The organism is Leucobacter sp. Psy1, assembly GCF_020096995.1.
Taxonomy (GTDB): domain Bacteria; phylum Actinomycetota; class Actinomycetes; order Actinomycetales; family Microbacteriaceae; genus Leucobacter.
Map to the genome: position 1 here is coordinate 3,151,401 of NZ_CP083692.1, position 24,646 is coordinate 3,176,046.

Annotated in this window: 21 protein-coding genes; 15 read left to right on the forward strand and 6 right to left on the reverse strand. The window is 65.9% G+C overall.

The features are described from left to right. Positions 1 to 73 precede the first annotated feature (73 nt). From K8P10_RS14960 to K8P10_RS14970, 3 genes are read right to left on the reverse strand one after another with little or no spacing between them, the layout of a single operon-like run. Entirely contained in the window at positions 74 to 1,126 is a 1,053-nt protein-coding gene (locus K8P10_RS14960; protein WP_224779676.1) for a glycosyl transferase, read from the reverse strand. Continuing rightward, on the reverse strand, positions 1,123 to 2,076 hold the full coding sequence (locus K8P10_RS14965) for a glycosyltransferase family 2 protein (RefSeq protein ID WP_224779677.1): 954 nt from the start codon (positions 2,074 to 2,076) through the stop codon (positions 1,123 to 1,125). The genes K8P10_RS14960 and K8P10_RS14965 overlap by 4 nt, the downstream gene beginning before the upstream one ends. Further along, positions 2,069 to 2,809, reverse strand: a complete 741-nt coding sequence (locus tag K8P10_RS14970) for a CDP-alcohol phosphatidyltransferase family protein (protein ID WP_224779678.1) — start codon at positions 2,807 to 2,809, stop codon at positions 2,069 to 2,071. Before K8P10_RS14970 ends, K8P10_RS14965 begins: the two co-directional genes overlap by 8 nt. Before the next feature lie 89 nt (positions 2,810 to 2,898). On the opposite strand from K8P10_RS14970, the gene K8P10_RS14975 reads away from it, so the two are divergent. From K8P10_RS14975 to K8P10_RS15030, 12 genes are all read left to right on the forward strand, one after another. Further along, positions 2,899 to 4,359 (forward strand): hypothetical protein, encoded by a 1,461-nt coding sequence (locus K8P10_RS14975; protein ID WP_224779679.1) that lies wholly within the window; start codon positions 2,899 to 2,901, stop codon positions 4,357 to 4,359. Beyond that, positions 4,356 to 5,303, forward strand: a complete 948-nt coding sequence (locus K8P10_RS14980; RefSeq protein WP_224779680.1) for a glycosyltransferase family 2 protein — start codon at positions 4,356 to 4,358, stop codon at positions 5,301 to 5,303. The genes K8P10_RS14975 and K8P10_RS14980 overlap by 4 nt, the downstream gene beginning before the upstream one ends. A 133-nt stretch (positions 5,304 to 5,436) precedes the next feature. Continuing rightward, positions 5,437 to 6,006, forward strand: a complete 570-nt coding sequence (locus K8P10_RS14985) for a DUF4352 domain-containing protein (RefSeq protein ID WP_224779681.1) — start codon at positions 5,437 to 5,439, stop codon at positions 6,004 to 6,006. A gap of 15 nt (positions 6,007 to 6,021) precedes the next feature. Beyond that, entirely contained in the window at positions 6,022 to 10,971 is a 4,950-nt protein-coding gene (locus K8P10_RS14990) for a PKD domain-containing protein (RefSeq protein ID WP_224779682.1), read from the forward strand. Positions 10,972 to 10,973: 2 nt separating this feature from the next. Continuing rightward, positions 10,974 to 12,284, forward strand: a complete 1,311-nt coding sequence (locus tag K8P10_RS14995) for a hypothetical protein (RefSeq protein WP_224779683.1) — start codon at positions 10,974 to 10,976, stop codon at positions 12,282 to 12,284. Then, complete coding sequence (locus K8P10_RS15000) at positions 12,281 to 13,705, forward strand: polysaccharide biosynthesis tyrosine autokinase (protein WP_224779684.1); 1,425 nt, start codon at positions 12,281 to 12,283, stop codon at positions 13,703 to 13,705. The genes K8P10_RS14995 and K8P10_RS15000 overlap by 4 nt, the downstream gene beginning before the upstream one ends. 13 nt (positions 13,706 to 13,718) lie before the next feature. Then, a complete protein-coding gene (locus tag K8P10_RS15005) occupies positions 13,719 to 14,801 on the forward strand; it encodes a polysaccharide pyruvyl transferase family protein (protein WP_224779685.1) in 1,083 nt (360 codons plus the stop codon). 2 nt (positions 14,802 to 14,803) lie between these two features. Beyond that, complete coding sequence (locus K8P10_RS15010; protein WP_224779686.1) at positions 14,804 to 16,264, forward strand: lipopolysaccharide biosynthesis protein; 1,461 nt, start codon at positions 14,804 to 14,806, stop codon at positions 16,262 to 16,264. A 66-nt stretch (positions 16,265 to 16,330) separates the two neighbouring features. Next, positions 16,331 to 17,365 (forward strand): hypothetical protein, encoded by a 1,035-nt coding sequence (locus K8P10_RS15015; RefSeq protein WP_224779687.1) that lies wholly within the window; start codon positions 16,331 to 16,333, stop codon positions 17,363 to 17,365. A 251-nt stretch (positions 17,366 to 17,616) separates the two neighbouring features. After that, the gene (locus K8P10_RS15020; RefSeq protein WP_224779688.1) at positions 17,617 to 18,309 is read left to right on the forward strand and encodes a GntR family transcriptional regulator; all 693 of its coding nucleotides are present in this window, start codon (positions 17,617 to 17,619) and stop codon (positions 18,307 to 18,309) included. A 108-nt stretch (positions 18,310 to 18,417) separates the two neighbouring features. Continuing rightward, positions 18,418 to 19,572, forward strand: a complete 1,155-nt coding sequence (locus K8P10_RS15025) for a mandelate racemase/muconate lactonizing enzyme family protein (RefSeq protein ID WP_224779689.1) — start codon at positions 18,418 to 18,420, stop codon at positions 19,570 to 19,572. Then, the gene (locus K8P10_RS15030; RefSeq protein ID WP_224779690.1) at positions 19,520 to 20,128 is read left to right on the forward strand and encodes an HAD family phosphatase; all 609 of its coding nucleotides are present in this window, start codon (positions 19,520 to 19,522) and stop codon (positions 20,126 to 20,128) included. The genes K8P10_RS15025 and K8P10_RS15030 overlap by 53 nt, the downstream gene beginning before the upstream one ends. A 56-nt stretch (positions 20,129 to 20,184) precedes the next feature. On the opposite strand, the gene K8P10_RS15035 is transcribed toward K8P10_RS15030, so the two are convergent. Genes K8P10_RS15035 through K8P10_RS15045 form a run of 3 tightly spaced genes read right to left on the reverse strand, consistent with a single transcriptional unit; the run spans position 20,185 to position 23,009 of the window. After that, entirely contained in the window at positions 20,185 to 20,943 is a 759-nt protein-coding gene (locus K8P10_RS15035) for an ABC transporter ATP-binding protein (protein ID WP_224779691.1), read from the reverse strand. Beyond that, the gene (locus tag K8P10_RS15040; protein ID WP_224781309.1) at positions 20,933 to 21,991 is read right to left on the reverse strand and encodes an iron chelate uptake ABC transporter family permease subunit; all 1,059 of its coding nucleotides are present in this window, start codon (positions 21,989 to 21,991) and stop codon (positions 20,933 to 20,935) included. Before K8P10_RS15040 ends, K8P10_RS15035 begins: the two co-directional genes overlap by 11 nt. Next, positions 21,981 to 23,009 carry an ABC transporter substrate-binding protein gene (locus tag K8P10_RS15045; RefSeq protein WP_224779692.1) on the reverse strand — a complete coding sequence of 343 codons (1,029 nt, stop codon included), beginning with the start codon at positions 23,007 to 23,009 and terminating at the stop codon, positions 21,981 to 21,983. The genes K8P10_RS15040 and K8P10_RS15045 overlap by 11 nt, the downstream gene beginning before the upstream one ends. 289 nt (positions 23,010 to 23,298) lie before the next feature. On the opposite strand from K8P10_RS15045, the gene K8P10_RS15050 reads away from it, so the two are divergent. Genes K8P10_RS15050 through K8P10_RS15060 form a run of 3 tightly spaced genes read left to right on the forward strand, consistent with a single transcriptional unit; the run spans position 23,299 to position 24,607 of the window. Next, entirely contained in the window at positions 23,299 to 23,724 is a 426-nt protein-coding gene (locus K8P10_RS15050; RefSeq protein ID WP_224779693.1) for a hypothetical protein, read from the forward strand. Then, positions 23,721 to 24,056, forward strand: coding sequence for a transcriptional regulator (locus tag K8P10_RS15055; protein WP_224781310.1), 336 nt, complete (start codon positions 23,721 to 23,723; stop codon positions 24,054 to 24,056). Before K8P10_RS15050 ends, K8P10_RS15055 begins: the two co-directional genes overlap by 4 nt. After that, positions 24,053 to 24,607 carry an N-acetyltransferase gene (locus K8P10_RS15060; RefSeq protein ID WP_224779694.1) on the forward strand — a complete coding sequence of 185 codons (555 nt, stop codon included), beginning with the start codon at positions 24,053 to 24,055 and terminating at the stop codon, positions 24,605 to 24,607. The genes K8P10_RS15055 and K8P10_RS15060 overlap by 4 nt, the downstream gene beginning before the upstream one ends. The last annotated feature ends 39 nt before the right edge of the window (positions 24,608 to 24,646 follow it).

Genomic DNA, 24,646 nt, shown 5'->3' on the forward strand with positions numbered 1-24,646 from the left:
ACTCGGGTCACCTCCTCAGCCTCATCAGGTATTTCCATCAGAACCGGGTCGCACACGGGTCGGGCCGGAACACTCAGCCTGAGCGTTTCACCCGCACCGCCTCGCGGAAGGCGGCAGCGTGCGCCGAACCAGCGTCCCCCCATTCGCGACGGGAGAGGTCAGGGCGCCCCTGGAGGCGAGCGGCAGCCCGCCACGCTTCGAGCAACTGCGCACCGTCGAGCTCGTCGTCGTACATGATGACCCACTCCGCCCCGACCTCGGCGGCGAGCGCCGCATTCGCGGCGTTCCGAGGCACGAGGACCGGTCGATCGAGCGATAGCGCCGCGAGCACGCTGCCTGAATTGTGCATGAACCGGTAGGCCAGCACCGTGAGTTCCGCCGAGGTCACGACCTCGACGAGCTCGGCGTCGCTCAAGAAGTCGAGGTGCAGGGTGACTCCCGGAAGATCCGCTGCGCGCGCCGAGAGCTCGGCACCGAGCTCGGGCGTCGTCGGTCTGCCGCCGCCTCGAATGGTGAGAGTCGGCTCGAGCTCGACGGCCGTTCGATAGGCATCGATGAACGTCTCCATGCCCTTGTATCTGCGGATCCCACCGAAGGTGCTGAGCCTCCCGGGCACCCGCTCGGCATGCGGGTAGGGCGCGTACCAGTCCCGGTAGTGACCGTGCAGAATGAGGCTGTGGGGCGTTCCCTCCGGCAGAGCCGTCGTGGTGTTCAGCACGATCCGGTAGTCGGTGTGCGCATCGATACGTCGCAGGATCCAGAGTCTCGCCGCATTGTCGTCGGGGAGCTCGATATTGTGGACGGTGCGCACCACGGCTATGCGTCGCGAGAGGGCGTGCCTCAGGAAGAGCAGGATCGTGAGCATCGAGAGCACGACGGACTTCCACCAGGTGCTCCCGTGCAGCTTCACCTCGGGCCAGTGCCAGTGGAACGCGTCGTATCTGCCGAACAGCGCCCCGGCCCAGGTGAAGCGCAGATGCTCGATCCCGTCAGTCCGGCCAAGGGCCTCGTCGAGCATCTTGTTGTACGGGTTCGTGGTCGGCCTCGGCGTGCCGAGCGACTGCATGACACGGAGGACGGGGGTGGTGCTTCCCTGGGTGCGCGGCGTCTCGGCAGTGGCGCTCATCGTCGGTACTCCTCGAATGTGGTTCCTCTGGCGGCGGAGAGCATCCCTGCGCCGCGGTGCGATGTTCGTCGTCCGCGGGCGTCGTGGGCGAGATTGCGGGTCACTCGGCCCGCGGCCGTGCGCGCCGAGCCGAGAACCACGCGTGCGAGGCCCCGGAGGAAGACGCGGGAGCGAACGCCCCAGCGCACCCGTCTCCCCGCACCGTCGACCTCGGCGAGCCGGATGCGCGCCTCCACATTTCCGTGGGCGAATGCCCGCCTGAGCAGGGCATCGCGGGTGAGCCGGTCCGGCTCGATGTGATCTACCGCTACGGATTCCTGGCACCAGACGATGGTGCCTCCCCTACGCACCAGTTCACGGGTGAAGACGCTGTCCTCGCCGCCGGCGAGGCCGAGCCTGTCGTCGAAATCGAGTCCCAGCCGCCGAATGACGCGCAGGTCGAGCAGCAAATTGCCGGTCGCCGCAATCGGCAAGCGGGTGCCTGTTTCCCTGGATGGTCGTTGGAAGTATCCTCCGGCGAGTACCCACGGGTCCACATCGTCGGGGAACCGAGTGACGACCCTGCCCATGACGGCGGAAGCGCCAGTGCCCGCGTGCGTCTCGAGGAGCGCAGAGAGCCACCCCTCCCTCGGTACCTCGTCGTCGTCGATGAACGCGAGCAGGTCGTCGGTCGCGGACTCCGCGAGCGCGCGACTTCGCGCCGCGGCGATACCCGGCGTGTCCTCCCGAACGTAGGTCAGTGCGAGCGCATCAGCGGCACCTGCCGTATGCGCGACCGCCTCCGCTGATCCCTCGGGGTCGTTATCGACGATGAGCACTCGGCAAGCGGCAAGCGCCTCGGCCTCAGCGATACGTCTGGGCAGTCCCTCGAGCAGGTCGGCGAGCCGGTCCGGTCTGCGGAACGTCGGTATCGCGATGACGACTGAGGGCAGCCCATGAAGGTTACCCATGGGCGATCCCGCCCAGCTGGCGGTACCACTTCGCGAGTGCGAGCGCGAGGAAGAGCGAGTTGCAGACGAGCATGACGGTGTAGACGGCGAAGAAGGCCGGCGGGAACCCGAGGAGCAGGAAGATCAGGCAGAACAGCCCGTAGTCGGAGGGGAGGATCAAGATCGCCCGGACGATCCCCGACGAAGCGGGAGGTGCACCCGCGCCGCTCGGCACCGTGCGGAGGAGCAGGTCGCGCTCCATCATGCCGAAGAACAGCAGGCTATCGACGACGAGATACACGATCGGCACGAGCAGCCAGACGGCCGGAAGATCGAAGAAACGATATGCGGAGACGAGAATCGCGACGTGAATGGTGAGGACCTTGGCCGCGTCCACCGTGTGGTCGAGCCACTCGCCCTGCACACTGCCCCCGCCGCGCAGCCTCGCGAGCTGTCCGTCGGCAGAATCGAGGGCGTACCCGAGCACGAGGAGCACGCTGACGATCACCCCGAGCCACCAGGCGGGCGGCAGGAGCGCGACCAGCGCGATCGCGGAGAACGTGCACGCGGCGCTCACGAACGTCACCCCATTCGGGGTCCCACCCCGCACGTACGCGAACGCAGCGAATCTGCGACCGAGGGGACGGTTCACGAGTCGCGAATAGAGCGGGGTTCCGGCTGACGGTTTCTGCGCGGCACGCAGGCGGTCGAGCGCGGCCCGGTAGCCGTTCTCTGATCCGCTGACCGCTCGCATCTCACCTCCGCCGTCGTCATCGACCGCCCGGCACCGCGCCGAGATGGATTGAGTATAGTCGGGGCAGGGCATGGCGTTGAAGGAGACGAATGCGAATCGAGATGCTGCTGGGCGCGGCTCAGCAGCGCCGCTGGCACGAGGAACTCGTGCGTCGACTCCGAGACCTGCCCGACTGCGAGGTCGCGGTCCGTCTGCTGTCTGATCCACCCTCCCGGGCGTCCCGCCGTTTGAGCCGACTGCTCGCCCTCGAGCGGTTGCTGCACCACCTGCCACCCGGCGGCATGGCCAGGGGCCGTCTCACCGCATCGACGGACACTTCGTCAGCCTCCGGCGCTGACATCGTGCTCGATCTCACCTCGACCCCCGGGGAGCGTCACTGGCGCGTACTGTACGACGGGACACCCGGTGAGGAGGCCGCTGCCGACGCGCTCAGGTCCGGCACGCTGCCGGTGGTCACGGTGGTCGACACGGCCGGGAGCGTACGCGCCACCGGACGACCGGGCAGCGAGACACCGGGTCTGCTCGCGACAGCGCTTCCCGACCTCGGCGCGGGCGTCGCCACCCTGGTCCTCGGGGCGATCACCGGTTCGCCGTTCTCGGCTCCCCTGCAGGATCGCACCGCCGCGCGGCGCCCGCGGTCGTACGCCGAACTCGCCGTGCGACGGGTTCTCGGGCGCACGATCCGGGTCGCCTACCGTTTCGCCTACCGCGCACCGCACTGGCGGGTCGGCTGGCGTCGCAGTACCGGGCCAGGTTCGATCACGGCGCCCGCACTCCCCTCGTCGGGTTGGCACGACCTCCCCGATGACGGCCTGCACTTCTACGCCGACCCGTTTCCATTCGCGCACGAGGATCAGACGGTGCTCTTCGTCGAAGACTTCGACCACCGCCGGCAACGAGCAGTCATCTCCGCCGTACCGATGGGATCCGAGGGTCCGGAGGGCACGCCCGTGCCCGTCCTCACCCACGACGTCCACCTCTCGTACCCGTGCGTGCTCGCCCACGCCGGTGAAGTCTGGATGATTCCGGAGACCTCGAACGCACGCACCATCGAGCTCTACCGCTCCGTGGAGTTCCCGTGGAAGTGGGAACGGCACAGCGTGTTGCTGGAAGGCGTCGCAGCGAGCGACGCGACCCCGTTTCAGCACGCCGGCAAGTGGTGGATGACCGCGACCGTCGACTTCGGCGGTTCGCTCTCGGACAGCCTCTGCCTCTGGTCGGCACCCGAACTCTGGGGGCCGTGGACGCCGCACGCGCACAATCCCGTGCTGGTCGACATCGGAAGCGCCAGGCCAGCCGGGCACGTGATACCCGAAGGGGGCCGACTGCTTCGACCCGTGCAGGACTGCCGCGGCGGGTACGGCGCCGCCATGGCGGTCGCGGAGATCACCCGTCTCGACGACGACGGATTCGAGCAGCGGGTCATCGCGCAGTACCGGCCCGGAGACGGATGGAGCGGCTCGAGACTGCACACCCTGAACTTCGCGGGGGGCATCGAGACGATCGACGGCTCCCGGCTCTCGCCCCGGTTCCGGCGGTCGCGCTCATGAGCCGGCCGGCCCGCGACGCGGAGGCTCTCGCCCACGTTGCCGTACTCGTGGTGAACTACGGTTCGCACGAGGTGGTCGAAGCGAATCTCGTGCGCTCCCTCGGTGAGGATTTTCCCGGCCAGGTCATCGTGGTCGACAACTTCAGCTCCGCCGCCGAACGCGAGGAGATCGAGGAGGTCTGCGCCGGCTACGGGTGGACCCTCGTGCCGCTGCCCACCAACGAGGGCTTCGGCGGTGGCAACAATCGTGGTGCTGAGCTCGCGATCGCCCGGGGCGCCACCGAACTCCTCCTCCTCAATCCCGATGCCTGGCTGACGAGAGCCACGATCCACAGGATGCAGAAACAGGTGCGCGCGGATCCGCTTCTCCAGCTCGCTCCGACCGTGCTGCGGCCGGACGGCCGCCTCTACTCGGCAGAAGTCGACCTCCATCTGGAGCGTGGCGAGATGCGTGCAACGAGCCGACGGCCGGCAGACGCCGACCCCGGTCTCATTCACACCTGGGTGAGCGGCGCGTGCTGCATGCTGAGCGCAGACCTCTGGCAGCGCCTGGGGGGATTCGACGAGGAGTATTTCCTCTACTGGGAGGATGTCGACCTCTCTCGCCGCGTCGTGCTCGCCGGAGGCACCGTGCGCGTGGACCCCGAGCTCACGGCGGTGCACGACGAGGGCACAACCCACCGCGTCGCGAGCGAAGAGCGGGCGAAGTCGCCGATCTACTACTACTACAACACCCGGAATCGGCTCCTGTATGCGGCGAAGTTCCTGCCCCGCCCGACGGGTCGGCGCTGGGTGCGCGCGACGCCCCGCGTCTCCTACCGTATTCTCCTGCAGGGCGGGCGCCGACAGTTCGCGCGCCCGCGCCGTTCGCTGTGGCCCGCGATCACCGGCAGTCTCGCTGGAATCCGAATCTGGAGAGCGCACTCCACGCGCGCGAACCACTGACCGTTTTCGGGGTCAGTGACAATTACTGAAAGTCGTTGCCCACCAGGAAATCCCGCTTCTACCATGCGTTATCGGTCATCGCAGCGAGACGGGGAGCTCGACCGCGTCGACCGCCAAGCAGTAGGACGGCGCCATGTCGAGCAACAGGGGCAAGGGGACGCGTGCGTGGCTCTCAGTCGCGATCGCGTTCGCAGCGATCATCGGTACCTCAGGGTGCGTCGGGCAGGCCGATTCAGCGAACTCTGACGCCGCGGCGAACCAGCCGGAACCGACCGCAGGCGAGCTCGGTCCGACGGCCGCCCCTGAGCTCCCCGTGATCGAGGGTGAGAGCGACGAGGAGATCGAGCTCGATACGCAGGTGACCGTCACGCTCGACTCCATCGCCACCACGTCAGTCGAGGCCGAGACGCCGGGAGACATGGCAGGCGAAGCAGTGGAAGTCGCAGTGACCGTCACCAACGCGTCATCAGAACCGCAGAGCGTCGACTCCGCCGTCGTCACGCTCGAGGCGGACGACGGAGAGCACGGCATCCCCACGAACGCCGGAGGGGGAAGTCCGCTGACCGGAGCACTGGACCCCGGTGACAGCGCGTCCGGCAGCTACCTCTTCATCCTCGAACCGGCCGCAAACCGGGACATCACGGTCACCGTGAACTACGCGGCGGGAGAACCCGTCGCGCAGTTCGCCGGACACACGCCCTGAACAATGGAGTACCCCATGTCATCTGGTGGACGCGGCCTGCGAGCCGTCCTCGCGACGCTCACGAGCACGGCGCTGCTCGCGGGAGCGATCGTTTTCGGCGTCGGCACTGCGCCGGCCTCGGCCGCTGATCCGCTACCGTCACCGCCGCCGCTCCTGCAGCGCGATGAGAACGTCGCCACCAGCGACCCGCTGCCGACGGTGCAGATCGACGGCGGATACGTGTGGGCGCAGGCCACTTCGGGCACCACGGTCTACGCGGTCGGCAAGTTCGACAACGCCCGCGCCGCCCTCGCGGCACCCGGCACCTCGCTGACCCCGCGATCGAATGTGCTCGCGTTCGACATCAACTCCGGCGGCCTCCTGCCGTTCGCGCCCAAAGTCGAGGGTGTGGTGAAGGCCGTCGCCACCTCCCCAGACGGCAGCCGTGTCTACATCGGCGGATCTTTCAGCAAGGTGAACGACCAGACGCGCTACAACTTCGCCGCCCTCGACGCGCGCACCGGGGAGCTGCTCCCCGGGTTCAATGCCTCCATCGGCGGCTCGGGCGTATACGCGCTCGCGGCCGACGCCGACGCCGTCTATGTCGGCGGTCTCTTCACTCAGGCGAACGGGACAGCCCGCAAGAACGTCGCAGCGTTCGCCGCCGCGAACGGCGCGCTCCGTGCCGACTGGGACTCGCAGACGGATCAGCAGGTCGATGCGATGGTCCTGGACCCCGACGGCACCCACGTCGTCTACGGCGGACGCTTCTCGGACGTCGACGGGAACGGGAAGTGGCGGGGGCTAGTCTCGTTCGAGCGCTCCACCGGCCAGATCAACGAGACCTGGGCCGGCACCGAGAAGGTCAAGAACGGCTGGGGTTCTGGCAGCACCAAAGGCAAGGCAGGGATCTACGGCCTGAATGCCGACGCCTCCGCGGTCTACGGCACCGGCTGGGTCTACGCCGACGCGGCTACCGGCAACCTCGAGGGCATTGTGGCGCTGAACTCCTCCTCAGGAGGCACGAAGTGGATCGCCGACTGCCTCGGCGACCACTACGGGGTCTACTCGACGGGCAAGGTGGTCTACTCGACGACGCACACCCACGCCTGCAGCACCATGAACCTGTGGCCCGAGCAGAACCCGCGCGAGCACAAGTACATCCACGCGATGACCGCCGAGGTGGGCGGCACCCTCGGCAGGCAGCCGGCTGCCGGCGCCACGTACAAGGACTGGCAGGGCGAAGCCGCACCCTCGGCGTACGCGTGGTACCCGGACTTCTACACCGGCGACGCCTCACGCACCGGCATGGGTCAGGCCGGCCTCTCGATCACGGGTGCCGGTGATGTCATCTCGGTCGCCGGCGAGTTTCCCGGAGTCAACCAGGGGCGATACGAGGGCATCGTGCGGTTCTCCACCAAACCCTCGACCGGCGCCAAGGACGGGCCGCGCATCCGGACGACCGGCAACTGGGGCGCGCCGAGCGCGTCGACGGTGATCCCCGGGCGCATCCGCCTGTCGATCGCCGGAACCTGGGATCGAGACGACCGCGATCTCACCTACGAACTGACGCGGAGCGGTCGCAACGGCGTGATCGACACCGTCAAGAAGTCGAACGGGTGGTGGAACGTGCCCTCCATACGCCTCACCGACTCGTCGGTACAGGCCGGACAGTCCTATACCTACCGCATCACGGTCAAGGACGGCGATGGCAACACCGTCACGAGCGAACCGGTGACCGCGACGGCGAGCTCCGAACCCGCCACGGCCTACACGAGCGCGGTCATCGACGACGGCGCAGACCTCTATTACCCGCTGGGCGACAGCAGCGCCGACTGGGCGGGCACCAATCCGCCCGCCTTCGGAACCGGAGTGCAGGCCGAGCAGCCCGGCGCGGTCCAGGGATCGGCCACTGGATTCTCGAACTTCAACGGGACGACGAACGGCCGAGTGTCGTCATCGTCTCGCCCGGCGACGCCCACCGAGTTCACGACGGAACTCTGGTTCAAGACCTCCTCGACCCGCGGCGGCAAGCTCATCGGGTACGGGAACGCGCAGAGCGGGTCATCTTCTTCTTACGACCGACACATCTACATGCGCAACGACGGTCGCCTGAACTTCGGGGTCTACCCCGGATCCACGAAGGTCGTGACCTCGGCGTCGCGCTACAACGATGGCAAATGGCACCAGGCGGCCTCCTCACTCGGTGCGGACGGCATGAAGCTCTACGTCGACGGCCAGCTCGTCGCGGCGGATCCGAGCGTCACGAACGGTGAGGGCTTCAGCGGGTACTGGCGCGTCGGAGGGGACAACCTCGGCAGCTGGCCCGACCGCCCAAGCTCGGACTGGTTCTCCGGAGCGATCGACGAGGTCGCGGTCTACCCGACGGCCCTGAGTTCCGCCCAGATCTCGACCCACTACGCCATCGGCACGGGGCGACAGGCACCGACGGCGAGCTTCACCGCGACGGCCGAGGACCTCGCTGTCGGCTTCGACGGTTCCGCTTCCACCGTGGCGGAGGGCGGCAGCCTCACCGAGTACGCCTGGGACTTCGGCGACGGGTCACCGGTCGTGTCACGGCCCACGCCGACGACCACGCACGACTATCCGCGATCCGGAACCTTCACGGCCACGCTCACGGTCCGCGACGACCGCGGACTCGTCGGCTCGACGCAACGGGCCGTGACGGTGCAGGCACCGAACACTCCCCCGACCGCCGCGTTCTCGACGACGGCGCAGGGACTGACCGCGACCGTCGACGGCACCGCGTCGAGCGACGCCGATGGCTCGATCGCCTCCTACTCATGGGACTGGGGCGACGACACCCCGGCGGGTTCTGACGCCCTCGCATCGCACGCCTACGCAGCGGCGGGCACGTATCCGGTCACCCTGAAGGTCACCGACAACCGCGGCGGTACGGCGAGCGAGACACACCAGGTGACGGTGACGCACGCCGCGCCGGTTCCCGCTTTCGAGTCCTCCGCAGCCGGGCTGACCGTTTCGACCGACGCGAGTGGAACGACCGCTTCGGACGGAGCGACGCTCTCCTACTCATGGAACTGGGGCGACGATTCGCCCACCTCGACCGGAGCCAGGGCCTCCCATGCCTACGCGGAGGACGGCACCTACGAGATCACGCTGACAGCGACAGACAGCCTCGGCTCCAGCGCTGAGATCAGCCGTGAGGTCACGGTCGAGTCGACGCGCTACGCAGCTCAGGACGACTTCGATCGTGTGGTCTCGAGCGGATGGGGTCAGGCACCGACCGGTGGTCTCTGGACGGCCATGCTCGGATCCGGGAACGTTGCGTCGACGAACGGGACGCACGGAGTGCTCGCACTCTCCCCGGGCAGCACGCGTCAGATGGCCCTGCAGAACCTGTCGGTGAAGGACTCCGAGACGACGCTCGAGTACCGCATGGGCTACGGGCCGAGCACGGGGTCCGGCTATGTCGGAGCCACGCTCAGGCAGAACGCGAGTGCCGGCTACTCCGTCAGCGCGTGGCATAGGAACAACGGCACCGTCTGGCTGGTCGCTCAGCAGGGCACGACCGTCATCGGCACCCAGGCCGTCTCGGGGCTCAGCTGGAAGCAGGGTGACGAATTCACCGTCAAGACACAGGTCACCGGCTCGAGCCCGACCACGCTCCGCGCGAAGATCTGGCCCCGCGGCGGCACCGAGCCGCAGAACTGGCAGCTCAGCACGACCGATACGACGGCCGCACTGCAGCAGGCGGGATACGCGTCCGTGCGCTACAACCTCGCCGGGTCGGCGACCGCGGTCGGACCGGTGTCGTTCGACCGGGTGACCGTTCGCGATCTGAACGCGCCCCCGCCGAATGTGCCTCCCGTGGCCGGGTTCACCACCTCGGCGACCGGCCTCACCGTCTCCGTCGACGGCAGCACCTCGACCGACGCCGACGGCACCATCGCCTCCTACCGCTGGGACTGGGGCGACAACACCGCAGCCGGATCAGGCAAGACCGCGACCCACGCCTACACCGCAGCCGGCGACTACGACGTCACCCTCACCGTCACCGACAACCAGGGCGCCACCCACTCCACCGCCAAAAAGGTCACCGTTACCCCGCCACCCGCGAATGTGCCTCCCGTGGCCGGGTTCACCACCTCGGCGACCGGCCTCACCGTCTCCGTCGACGGCAGCACCTCGACCGACGCCGACGGCACCATCGCCTCCTACCGCTGGGACTGGGGCGACAACACCGCAGCCGGATCAGGCAAGACCGCGACCCACGCCTACACCGCAGCCGGCGACTACGACGTCACCCTCACCGTCACCGACAACCAGGGCGCCACCCACTCCACCGCGAAACAGGTCACCGTCACCGAACCACCGGTCGCCGGACCGCTTCTCAAGGACGCCTTCGAACGCACCGCGACCGCCTCGTGGGGCACTGCCGAAGTGGGCGGCCCCTGGACAATCTCCGGGGGAACCGCTGCGGCCTCGGTCTCAGGAGGGAAGGCCCGCCTGAACCTCGGCGTCGGCAGCACCCGGCTCGGGACGCTCGCGCAGACGCCGCTGCGCGAGTACACGGCCCAGGTTGATCTCTCCTCCGATGCCGCATCGGACAGCGGGGCGGTCTACGCCGGTGTGGTCGCGAGGGATGCAGGTGCCGCGGGAACCTACCTGGTGCACGCCTGGCTGCGCCCGAACGGCACCGTGTGGCTCGTCGCCCAGCGAGGGTCCACGGTGCTGCAGACCTCCACGCTCTCCGGCCTGACCTACAGCGCAGGTGACACGTTCACCCTCAAGGTGGAGGTCACAGGAACGGACACGACGCAGCTCAGGGCGAAGCTGTGGAAGAGCGGCGGCACTGAGCCTGCCAACTGGCAGCTCACCGCGCAGGACGCCGAACCCGGACTGCAGACCGCTGGGCCGGTCGGCCTCCGCGCGAGCCGCACCAGTTCTTCGACCGCACCGACCGCGATCACCTTCGACAACTTCGTCGTCTCGAAGATCGGCTGATCATGGGAGACACGAGCACTGCTCTCATCGCACTCGGCGGTCTCGCCGCAGCGGTGACCGCGGTGCTCGTGCTCCGCGCCGCACCCCGGGTCACGGTCGTGGTGTGGCTCCTCGTACTCTGCTTCGTACCGATTTGGGTCGGCGTGAGCGTGGGGCCGTTCTGGTCGGCGATCACCCTGGTCACGATTCTGGCGATCGTGACCTGCTCGGGCTCCATCGAACTCTCCCCCGCCGACGGATTCATGGCCGCATTCTTCGTCCTCGTGATCGCCCAGTATGCGCTCGGGATGACGTCGCTCGCCGGGGCCGTCAGCGCCGTCACCGAGTGGCTCATCCCGTACCTGTGGGGCCGCCTCGTACTCACCCGGGTAAGCCAGGAGTTCCTGTTCCGCGCGATCGCCGTCATCGCGGGCGCCGCCGCGGCCCTGGCGCTCGTCGAGGCGTTCACGGGGACCAACCTCTTCGCACTCGTCACCTTCGGTTCGGACAGTCTCGCCAGTGTGTGGGCGCCCCTGCAGCCCCGCGGCGGACTGATTCGCGCCGAAGGCGCGTTCGGCCACTCGATCGCCCTCGGCGCGTCGCTCTCCCTCGCCACCGCGTTCCTGCTGGCGACGAAGTGGCGCATACTCGTCAAGCTCGCCCTCCTCGTTGTGATCGCTGCGGCGATCGTCATGACCCTGAGCCGGATCGGCCTGGTCACCTTCGTGATCACGGTGGCGCTCTCGGTACTCGTGCTCCCCGCCCTCTCCCGTGGAGCACGGTTGCTCACCGCCGCCGCGGGCATCGTCGCGGCGGCCGTCATCGTGCCGTTCATCGGCCGTGTCTTCCTCGAGGCCGGCACCGAGGCCGGCGGCAGCGCCGACTACCGCCTCGATCTCTTCTCGGTCCTGCAGGTGCTCCGACCGGTCGGTGCGGCGCCCGACATTACAGGACTCACGGTCAACGGCGACTATCTCGGCTCGTTCGCTCGCTCGATCGACAACGCGCTCCTGGTGACGGCGATGCGTGTCGGCTGGGCGCCCACCCTCTTGCTCATCGTCGTGCTCCTGTGCACCATCCTTCCCATCGTCAGGCGCGGCGGCGCGAACGCCGCAAGCATCGCTATCGCGGCGCAGATTCCCGGCCTGTTCGCGGTCGCGTTCATCACGCAGTACTCGACGTTCTTCTGGTTCACGGTGGGTCTGGCGGTGTCGCTGAACATGGCTGCACGGCGACAGCCCGAGCCGGGAGGAATCCCGCAGGCATCCCACTTCGCCGAGCGACTCACGTCGCCGGCTCTTCTACCAGCACCGACCAGGGGAGGTTCACGGTGACCGACAGCACATCCGCATGGACGTTGGGGACGATCTGGGCATCGCTGAAGAAGCGGTGGTACATCGTCGTCATCTTTACCGCGATCGGAGGGATCCTCGGCGTCACGTTCTCGCTGCTCGCCACCCCGGTATTTCAGTCGACGGCAACACTCTTCGTGTCCATCAATCAGGGGAGCAGTGGGACGGACCTCAATCAGGGCACCACTTACGCCCAGAACCAGATGCAGTCCTACGCGCAGCTCGCCACGTCGTCTCGCGTACTCGACCCGGTGATCGAGGATCTGGGGCTCGATGTCGATGCCCACGAACTCGCCAAGCACGTCGAGGTCATGAGTCCGACCAACACGGTGATCCTGAGCGTTCAGGCCGCGGCCGGTGCCCCCGATCGCGCAGCGCAGATCGCAAACGCCATTGCCGAGCAGCTCGCGGACGCTGTGCAGGAGGTCTCGCCTCGCAGCGCCGAAGGAGCCCCGTCGATCACGGCTTCGATCGTCGACGCGGCTGAGAGTCCACGTTTCCAGGTCTCACCGAACAAACCTCGGGATACCATCCTCGCGACCGCCGTCGGCTTTCTCACCGGGATCGCGGCAGCACTCGTCTACGGCGTACTCGATACGCGCATGCCGAATGCCGCGGCGCTCAAGGCCGCCGTGCCGCTCCCGGTGCTCGGCTCCATCTCGCGCGTCCCCGGCGGCAAGCGCGGCGTCGGGCTGCTCGTGGCTCAGGAGCCGCTCGGCCGGGCATCGGAGGAGTTCAGGCGAGTCCGATCCGCGCTCACCTACGCCGGGGTCTCCGAGCGTCTCCAGCGCATCATGGTCACCTCCACCTCCGAGCGTGAGGGCAAGTCGACGTTCAGCGCGAACTTCGCCCTGACGCTCGCTGAAGCGCGGAGCCGAGTACTGCTCATCGACGCCGACTTCCGGAAGCCGCGGATCGCCGACCTCTTCGGAGTAGAGGGGGCAGTGGGCCTCACCTCCGTGCTCCTCGGCGATGCGTCCTTCGAACAGGCGCGGATCGAACGGAAAGGCACCACGCTCGACCTGCTCCCGGCGGGAACCATCCCGCCGAATCCATCGGAGATGCTGGCATCGGAGGCGATGAGACAGTTGATCGACGCGGTCACCCCGCAGTACGACTACATCATCATCGACTCGCCGCCCATCCTGAGCGTCGCCGACGCGAACCTGACCTCCCCGCTCGTCGACGGAGCCGTCCTCGTCGTCGACGCCGGGCGCACGCGCCAGTCGCAGCTCGCGCACGCCGTGACCAGCTTCGAGACCGCGGGCGGCCGCATCGCCGGCGCGGTGCTCAACAAGGCCCGTCAGCGTCGCAACGCCGACGGGTACTACGTCGAAGCGACTCGCCCCTCGTCCACGCACGTCGGCAGGTCGGCACGCCGAGCCGCTCGCGTGCGGGTCTGAGGATCGAGGCAACATGCGCATCCTCATCGCCTGGGCTGACGACGTCTCCCCCAACCTCGGCGTTCGCGTCCTCGGCCGTGGGTCGATCGACCTCATCTCGTCGGTGCACGACGGAGTCGAGTTCGAGGTGCTCAACTACGGGTCGCGCCCCTCGGCCGTCCCGTGGTCTCCTCGCTCTCTGCTGAAGCAGCGCGTGCTCCCCGGCTCGCCGATGATGGAGTGGCTGTCCTCGTTCGATGTCTTCTGGGACACGCGCTCAGGCGACAGCTTCGCCGACATCTACGGCATGGACCGGCACCTCACGATGTCACTCATCCACGAGTTCGCCGCTCAGGCCGGCGCGAGGTGCATCATGGCTCCGCAGACCATCGGCCCGTTCGGCAAGCGCACGGCCCGTGCACTCGCCGCACGTTCCCTGAAGCGATCCAGTCTCGTCTTCGCTCGAGACCCGCGGAGCGCGGATGCTGCGGCGCGTCTCGGTCGGCCCGTAGACGCCACGACGACGGACCTGGTCTTCGCGATCGATCCGCCGGAGATCGGCGTGCCCCACGACGTGGTACTCAATGTCTCCGGCCTCCTCTGGCAGCAGAACCCCCACGTCGATCATGTGGAGTATCAGCGAGCAGTGCGGCTCGTGATCGCCGGCCTGCGTGCCGACGGCCGTTCCATCGCGCTCATGCCGCACGTACTCGCCTCGGACGCCGCGGACAGCGACATCGATGCGTCGCGCGAGCTCCACGCCGAGTACGAAGGAGACCTCGATCTGGTCGTTCCCGTCGATCTCGACGAGGCGCGTCGTACGCTCGCGAGCGCCAGAGTCGTGATCGGTGCGCGCATGCACGCCTGCCTCAATGCACTCTCCACCGGAACCCCGGCCATCGCGATGGCGTACTCCCGGAAGTTCAGACCTCTCCTCTCGGAGCTGGGGTGGGAGCACGTCGTCGACATCGAGGACGCCATGACCACCAGCCGGGCCGTACTCGCCGCGACCCGTTCGTACGGATTCGCCGAGCGCGCCGTCGAGGTGCAGGCCGCGGGCCGCTCTCGGATCGACCACCTGCGCCCCGCGGTCGCGGCACTCCTGTCGGGGCGATAGCGATGACCATGACGGACGAACTCGCCCACTCGGCCGCTCGCGGGGCGCTGTTCACCATGGGCGCCCAGCTGGCGAGGATCCTGCTTCAGCTCCTCTCCGTGGTGATTCTCGCCCGGCTTCTCTCGCCGCATGATTACGGGTTGCTCGCCATCGCCCTCGTCGTCGTCGGAGTCGGCGAGATCTTCCGCGATTTCGGCCTCACTTCGGCATCGGTGCAGGCACCGATCCTGACGAACGGTCAGCGCGACAATCTCTTCTGGATCAACACGGGTCTCGGTGCCGGGCTGGCCGGCATCGCGTTCCTCGCCGCGTGGCCGGTCTCGTGGCTGACGGGACAGTCGGATCTTCTCGGCATCCTCCAGGTGCTGTCCATCGTCTTCGTCGTGAACGGGCTCGCCACGCAGTACCGTGCGCAGCTCATGCGCGCACTGCAGTTCCGCGCACTCGCAGTCGCCGACATCGTCTCCGCTGCTTTCGCGCTCGGGGGTGCCGTCGTGGCAGCACTGCTCGGCGCCGGATACTGGGCGCTGGTGGTCCAGCAGCTGGCGGCTGCGGCGATCCTGCTCGTCACGCTGGTGTGGTTCGGCCGGTGGCTCCCGGGAAGGTACTCGCGGCAGCACGACGTGCGCGGTCTCGTCGCCTTCGGCTGGCACCTCGTCGTCACCGGCCTCATCACCTACGGGGCCGCCCAGATCGACACCATCGTGGTGGCCGCGAAGTTCGGCACCACATCGCTCGGCCTCTACAACCGCGCTTTCCAGATCATCATGACGCCGCTCAACCAGATTCGCTCCCCTCTGACCAACGTTGCGCTCCCCGTGCTGTCGCGGGCACAGGAGCATCGTGAGCGATTCGACCACTTCGTCACGGCGGGGCAGCTCGCACTCGGGTACTCGCTGGGCCTCCCGCTGCTCCTGGTCTGCGGGATGGCGGATCCCGTGGTCACGATCATGCTCGGCCCGCAGTGGGAGGCGGCAGTTCCGCTCCTGCGGTGCTTCGCGATCGCTGGTGCACTGACGACGCTCTCCTTCGTCGGGTACTGGGTCTACGTGTCCCGGGGTCTCAGCCGCCAACTGCTGCGGTACTCCCTCGTGTCGACCGCCCTTCGCGCCGTGTGCATCATCGCCGGCTCGTTCTTCGGCGTGATCGGAGTCGGCATCGGGTTCGCGCTCGCTCCCGCGATCGCGTGGCCGGTATCGATCTTCTGGTTGTCCCGGATCACGACCCTCCCGGTGCGACCGCTCTACGGCGGTGCGCTCCGCATGCTGTCCGCCTCCACCGTCACCGCGCTCGCCGCGTGGGCAGCGTCCACAGCCGCCATGCCCGTCGCGGGGGCCTGGGTTGCTCTCGTGACCGGGCTCGCGGCGGCGGCGGCGACCGCGGGTCTGCTTGTGCTCATCCCCCCACTCCACCGCGATGTACGCACGCTCACGGGCTTCGGTCGGCTCATGCTGCGCCGGTAGGGCGGGGCGACAAAAGGCCTGAGGAGCGCCAGCTAGTGGAAGCCCTCCTTCTGCGAAGATACGTACATGAATGCAGAGTTCGGCTCAAGGACTGAGGACACACCGTTATCGGGCTTCACCGTTGAGGGCATCGAGATTGCGCGACTAGGGATGGACCCCGAGAAATCGATGCCGACTCCACTCATGCTTGCGTGCTGTGCCGCGATAGGTGGTGTGGTTCCAGAGCCAAACAAGGTTTTCCTTGTCCTCGCAGGCAATCTGGTTGAGTCCATAAAGAGCCGGCTACCAATGGGGCAGTATCGGAACTCGTTCGATGACGAACGAGGTGCGGGAATATTGGCCGCAAAGACACTTAACGTTGGTGAGGATATACATATCGTGCTCCCCGCAGGTTTGTTTGAACTTCCAGAGGCTGCGCGCGAGGCTGGCAGTATCGAACACGCGAGGTGGCTAGAAGAGAGCGCAGAATGGCGCGAACTCCACGTGAAACGAACAGTTCTGCACGAAGCACAGCATGCAGCAATGAGTCAGGCTGGCGAGAAATCTGTCTCTCTTGAGGGGGTGGGGTGGGCTAGAGGAACATTCTTAAGCCTGGCAGATACTGTCATCGACGAGTATCGCGCCGAATTGGGTGTTCCCGAACAGTACCGGGAGCCGTTTGAAACAACCTTGCCTATTGTTGAACTCGATGCCGCCCGTAACGCCATGACTCGCATAGCCATGGTCGACTATCAGAGTCATCTCGATGTGGGCCTTCTCGCACAAGATATCGTCGCTGCAGTGCAGCATCCATGGAAGGCTCTTGGTAATGTCGCTGCCGCGCGCCGTGTCGCTGGAATTGCTATGGGAACTCCGTTCAGCGACGAAGAGACCGTGACGGATGCCTGGTCATTGATGGTAGAACCGCATTGGCTCAAGTTCGAACAGATACTTCGAAACCTACCTCAGCCCGCAGAAAAAGGCTACACCTATCAAGTGCGGCATGCCGTTGAGGACCTTGCCGACCTTTTTGCCGAGTGGTTGCGGGCCTATGGTTTTCTGTGGCGAGATGTGAAAGACAACTCCGAGTTCCTGATCGAATCCACTCATCTTCTACTCTGACTAGTGAATGCAGACTTCACGGACTGGCGGGATCGAGCCCTCCACGATGATTACTCTCACCATTCGCATTTAGGTTTGCTAGAGGAGCGGATCGCCAGCCACGGAGCGCTCTGTGCATCAGAGTTCAACGTCGAACTCATCGCCGACCGCGTCTCGCGGCCTCAACCCCGTGCCTAGCGCACGCGGGCGATTCCCCCGTTGTCGGATAACCGAAGAGTCAACGGCCCCCTCTATTTTGCTACGCTGCATCCATGCAGTCGCCTCCCGTATTGCCTGCGATCTCTTCTGCTTCGCGTCGTCATGCGGTGGCCGAGACGCTCCGACAGGCCGTCATCTCGGGCGCGCTCCAACCCGGTCAGCGTCTCACCGAGTCCGCCCTCGCCGAGCAGCTCGGCACCAGCCGCGCACCGGTTCGCGAAGCGTTGAGGCAGCTGGAGCAGGAGGGGCTCGTCGTTTCCCACCCGTACCGGGGCACTGAGGTACTCGGCGTCTCCCAGGACGAAATCGACAACGTGTTAGTGCCGGTGAGGATCACACTCGAGCAGTTCGCGTTCGAAAAGGCTATGCCTCGCCTGACCGATGAGGACCACGCCCATCTCGACTCCCTCATCAGTGCTATGGATGATGCAGCGCGGGACCGGGACCTCCAGGCACTCGCCGACGTCGATGTCCGCTTCCATGAGTTCATCATGCAACGGTCGGAACAGCCTCATTGCTTACAGATCTGGAACTCGATTCAGCCCCGCGTACGCGCCTACTTCCACCGCGACGCCGGCTTGTACCGTGACGCATCAGCGGTCGCTCAGCAGCACCGCTTCCTCGTGCATGCTCTGCGAAGCGCAGACTCCGCCCTCCTCCGGGATGCAGTTGCTGCACATATCCGCACCCACTTCAGTGACGACCGTGACCCGGCAGGCACGGTCGATGAGACCAGCGACGCGTAGCGATCCTTCCGCCCGAAGTGAACCACACATTTGAATCATTGTCGACAATCGACTAGGGTCGCAATGACGAACTCACCACCGAACGCCTGCGCTGAACGAAGGGCACCGATGCAGATCACCAGAATCGACACCTGCGGACTCCGAGGAGCGACGCCCGAGGGCGGGTGGACACACGAGCTGCAGCCAGATGACGTGGTCCACACCCTGGTAGCGGTCCACACCGATACTGGCGAGGTGGGGATCGGCAGCGCTTTCACGAGCGAGCGCCTCGTCACCGGCGCGCTCGAGCTCCTCGAACCGCACCTCATCGGTCGCGATCCCCGTCAGGTTTCCCAGCTGAGCGAAACCCTGCACCAGGTTTCTTTTTGGATGGGACGCGGCGGCACACTGACGCACGCTGCAAGCGCGATCGATATCGCTCTCTGGGACATCTTCGGCCAGTCGACCGGGCAACCCGTGTCGGTACTCCTGGGGGGACGGTACCGCGAACAGGTGCGCCCCTATGCGTCAGTGCTCATCGATGAGGTCGGCCCGATGACGGACACCCTCGCCACTCTCGTCGATGCGGGATTCACAGCATTCAAGATCGGGTGGGGGAAGTTCGGTCGTGTCGACCCTTCCACCGACGAACGCACAGTCGTGGCGGCACGAGCGGCCGTGGGGAATAGCGTCCTCGCAGTCGACGCCGGCGGTTCGGAGGCATTCTTCCCCGGCACCGTGAACTGGGCCAAGCGAACATCGCGCATGCTCGACGACTACGGAGTGGCCTGGTTCGAAGAACCCCTCCCTCCCGACGACCTCGAGGGATTCGCCGAGCTCCGCGCACATTCGACAGTGCCGATCAGCGGAGGCGAAGTACTGACCCGTCGACAGTCATTCGCGCCATTCCTCGCGCATCGAGCCTTTGACATTGTGCAACCGGACACCACGAAAGGTGGTGGCCTGAGCGAATCACGGCGCATCGGTTGGTCCGCTGAGGACCGAGGAATGAAACTCATCCCGCACGGATGGAACACCGCGGTAGGACTCGCGGCCGACCTGCATCTCGCTTCAGCACTGGCCATGACCGATTTCGTCGAGTACAAGACCGGTTCCGCGTACGTCGACGCGCTCACCGAACACGGATGGGAGCTCACACCCGACGGACTTCTTGACGTCCCGACAGCTCCCGGCCTGGGCATCACCCTCCAGCGCGAAACACTGGAGAGATATGGGACCCGGCCGCAGTTTGCAGACTTCGCCTCATCGCCTCATGAACGCTGACTTACTGCCCCGTCAGGTCGCCGTCATCTTCGATCTCGATGGAACGCTCGTCGATTCAGAACCGCACTGCGCGCGCACCTGGGATGAACTCGCCCGCGAACTGGGCACCGCGCTCCCGACGGCAGGACCCGTAGGTGCGACTGTGGACGCGAGAGTGCGGATGATGGAGCATCGCACCGGGATCTCCGCCGAACAGATCCACTCGATGTATTGGGGCCGCTTAGAGGCATGCTTCCGAAAGGCACTGCGTCCCCTGGCGCGCACATATGCGCTCGCGTGCCAGTTGAGAACGGCAGGGGCACCAGTGGCGATCGCGAGCAACAGTCGACGAGAGCGGGTGGATCGAACGATTGAGATCGCCCTGCCCGAATTGCTTGGCGTTCCGTCGATTGCCGCGGATGAGGTGGCGCACCCCAAGCCGGCCCCCGATCTTTTTCTTCGGGCAGCAACCCATCTCGGCATCGAACCGCACGACTGTCTCGTCGTCGAAGACAGCGACATTGGTATGGCTGCTGCACGTGCGGCAGGGATGATGACGCTGCGAGTGCACCACTGAAAACGGTGCAACCGCGGAGATGGCGCGACTGCGCCGTGAGGGTCGGACGGCAGACTTCACGCAAGGAAGCGAATATGCGGTTGTCCATCAGCAAGCGATGAGACCTCAGCTGCGACACCATAGATCTCTTGAATCAGGCCGGGAGTCAGCACCTTGGCCGGCGTACCAGCCGCGACAGCTCTTCCCCGGTCCAGCACCATCACCGTGTCGCAGTACATTGCCGCGAGATTCAAGTCATGGATCGCGATCACGGTCGTGACCTCGAGTTCGCTGATCAATCGCATGAGGTCGAGTTGGTGCCGAATATCGAGGTGATTCGTCGGTTCGTCGAGCAGCAACTCGCGCGGTTCTTGAGCGAGAGCCCGAGCGATATGCGCACGCTGGCGCTCCCCGCCCGACAGAGATCGCCAGAATCGGTCTGCTCGGTCCTCGAGCTCGACACGTTCAAGCGCTCGGTCCACTGCGCGTTCGTCGCGCTCTGAGGCCGCTCCCCAGGGTGACCGATGCGGCGTCCGACCGAGTCGAACCACGTCACGAACTGTGATGTCGGTGTCGGTCTCCGCGTGCTGCGTGACCGTAGCCACGCGTTGCGCCACTGCGCGCCGCCCCCAACTGGCGAGTTCAATCCCATCCAGCAGGACCGCCCCATCGTCCGGTCGAGCAACTCCCTGCATCAGGCGCAGCAGCGAAGATTTTCCCGACCCGTTCGGGCCCAACAGCCCGATCGTCTCTCCCGCGTTCGGCCGGAGCGAGACACCGTCGACCACGAGCGTTCCGCCTCGTCTCCACGAGACGCGGCGGGCTTCAAGTGACATGGGCACGCCCCTTCCTCACGAGCAGCAGCACGAACACCGGCACGCCGACGAGGGCCGTACCCACACCGACCGGCAACGGTGTGGGCGCGAACGCGACACGGGAACCTGCGTCCACCCACACCATGAATATCGCTCCGAGCACGATAGTGGCCGGAAGCACCCGCGAGTGCCGTTGTCCGAAGATGAGTCGCGCCGCATGTGGGAGCACGAGCCCGACAAACCCGATGGCTCCGGTCACGCTCACGAGAGTGGCGGTCAGGAGCGCAGTCATCACGAGCAGGATCAACCGGGTGCGGGTGACATGAATCCCGAGCGAGGACGCCACGTCCTCACCGAACGCGAAAGCGTCGAGCGACCGGATGTACAGGAGGGCGACCACCGTTGCGACCGCTGCCGCGGCCCCCGTCAGCGCGACGTCGCTCCACCGCATTCCCTCGAGCGATCCCAGCATCCAGAACATCACGCCGCGCGTCGCATCGGAATCTGCAAAGGCAAAGATGACGAGCGAAGTCAGAGCTGAGAACAGTTGAGTGCTTGCAACACCTGCGAGCACAACGCTGCTCGATCCCGCACTGGTGTACTTCGCCAAGAGAAGCACCAGACCGAATGCGCCGAGAGCACCAATGAAGGCGCCACCGGAGAGGCCCAACGCACTCCCACCGAGACCGAGAACACCCACCGCGACCGCCCCGGTCGACGCACCGGATGAAACGCCGAGAATGAAGGGGTCCGCGAGCGGATTGCGCAGCAGGGACTGCAGGATCGCGCCGCAGAGGCCGAGACCGATCCCGCACGACGCGGCGACGAGCGCGCGCGGGAGACGCTCCTGCCAGACGATGGCATCCTCGGACACCCGCACGGCGATCTCGGTCAAACCCAGATGGTTCGTCACCACGTCGCGCACGTTGACCAGTGACACATCGGCGGGACCCAAGGTGACCGCCCCCGCGACGGAGAACAGGAAGACCGCGATCCCCGCACCCCACAGACCGATCACCCATGCGATGCGCGGCGCACCCGCACGCCCGGTGCGGGTGTCAGTCCGCATCCGCAGCACAGGCGCGCGATCCTTCAGACCAATCGCGAATCTTCTCGAGTCCCTCGACGTAGCGGATCGAGGGATTCATCTCGGCGCCGTGCAGTGCGATGAAACACCCGTCATCGACGGCACGGAGCGTGCGCGTGAGCGCATCGCCTTCGAGGAACTGCTGCTTGTCCTCCAGTCGGTCGCCGGGGAAGCGGTCCCGCTGCAGGTCACCGAGCACGATGATGTCCGGGTCCCGATCGACTACCGCCTCCCAGGTGGTCGCGGGCCAGTCATCGTTGAGGTCTGCGTAGACATTCTCCATACCGGTGAGGTCGGCGAGGATCTGAGCCGACCCGAGACCGCCGGCGACGTAGGGCGTCCGGGTATCAGCGAACCAGAACGCCACGCTCTTTCCGTCGAGCGCAGTCCCCTCAATCGCCGCGTCGGCGCGACCCTCGAGTTCGTCCACGAGTGCCTCTCCTCGTTGGGGGACGTCATAGATCGCAGCGAGGTCACGAATTTCCTGCATGAGCGCATCGACCGTCAACGCTTTCGTCCGGGTTCCACCCCCATTGATACTGCGATCGTTCTCACAGTCGGTCGGTGAGAGGTACGTCGCGATCCCCGTCTCATCGAGCCGATCGCGTGATGCGACCCCTCCTTCCTCGGCGAAATGGCGGCCGAACGAAGCAGTGACGAAATCGGGATCGGCACCGAGGAGCACCTCGTAGGTCGGTGCATCATCAGCCAGTCGCGGGACATCGGCGTTCGCAGCCTCGAGAGTGGGGAGCACCGGGTCGGTCCAGGACGCTGTGCCCACAAGTCGATCCTCGAGTCCCAGAGAGAGGAGGATCTCCGTCGAATTCTGATCGAGTGAGGCCGTGCGCTGCGGCGCCTGCTCGAACACGATGTCTCGTCCGCAGTTCTCGATCGTGAGCGGATACGCCGTTGTGCCTTCGCCGCCAGACTGGTCGGTAGCAGCTTCGACCGGTTCCGAGGCTCCGCATCCACTCACGGTGAGGAGCAGCAGTGCAGTCACTCCCCACACCCCCGCTCGTGCCGATCCGTTTCCTCGCACAGCTACTCCCAACCCAAACATCCGATGAACCTTGATGAGGATACCCTTACCTCAGTAGGCCCACAAACCCCGGCCCTCTTCGGGCGGAAACTCGGCACCGCCTTCCGAGTCACCTGGAGGCGCGAGAGTCGGCTTCAGTTTTCCAACCCGGGGCCCTCGGCTTGTTGCGAGAGCACCGCTGAAAACGAAGTTCTTATGCCGAGAATATTTCGGTTGACGTGGTTCGCTTTATGAGTGCTAAAGTTATTTCATGACCACGAACTCTATTCCTCTTGAAGACGCGGAGACGATGGTGCTCTCCAGCACCCAGGCCGCACGAAAGGCCCGTCGAGCTACCAGATGGTTTCGAGTGTTCATCGTTCTCCAGGCTGCATACGCATTCGCCTTTACTCTGGCGATCGATGTCGCCGAGGTGCCGTACTGGCAGGCGTTCGCACCTCTGATGGTGGCGACGATTTCGATCTGGATGATCGCTTGCCTCTACCGACAGACGCTCCCTCGGTATGGACTGCGCAATATGGGAATTGCGGTGGCTACGTGGTTCGCTCTGTACACACTGATGTTCGATCCCGCCCTCCAGCTTCTCAACATGTCGTCGCCATGGTGGTGGGTGTTGGCCGGTGTTGTCGCGATCACTCCGATGCTTGCATGCCTATTCGTGAGCTCACGTCGATGAACCACCCCCGTAAGGAAATCGATACGCTCATCCACTCCCCCGTGAGGTTCTCACTCCTCGCAGCGCTCGCGAACCTTGAGGACGTGGACTTTCGATTCCTCGCCGACCTGCTCGAGGTGTCAGATTCCGCTCTCTCGCAAGCCCTGACTGCTCTTGAGTCAGCCAGCCTCGTGTCTGTGCGCAAGGAGCCCTCAGGGCGACGCACCAAAACCTGGGTCGCGATCACCCCCGCGGGACGACAAGCCTTCGCGCAACACCTCACCACCTTGCAGGCCATCGTGAGTACCGGCACGAGCAAGCACCCCCACACCCCAGGAGAGCAGACAGAATGACCACTCAGATTGTGCGTGCAGACACGTCCGATATCGATACTGCCGCACGAACGCTCGCGGCTGCGTTCGAGGACTACGCGTGGACGAGATACGTCATCCCAGACACCGACTACCGTTCACGTCTCCTCGAGCTTCAAAAGCTGTATCTCGACTATGCCCATCAGCACGGCATCGTCGGGGTGACCAGCACACGCGACGGAGTCATTGCCCTGATTCCACCCTCGGCACCTGAGCCTGATTCTAAGACCGTAGAACGGATCGTTGATCTTCACGGAGATCGAATCGACCGGGTCGCGTCATCGAAATCTCCCCCGAATGCATGGAGCCTGGAAACGCTCGGAGTCAGCCCGGAACACCAGGGCAAAGGCCGAGCCTCTGCGCTCTTGGACTTCGGCCTCGAAGCGGTTCGCGCAGCAGGGGGTTCAATCGTCTCACTCGAAACGTCTGATCACCGAAACGTCAGGCTCTATGAGCGGTTCGGCTTCAAGGTCGTTCGCGAGGCCACTCAGCCAGGTCGGCCGCCGGTGTGGACAATGATCGCCCTGCTGTAGATCGCAAGGACCGTTGACAGCGGGTGGGTTTTCGAGAGG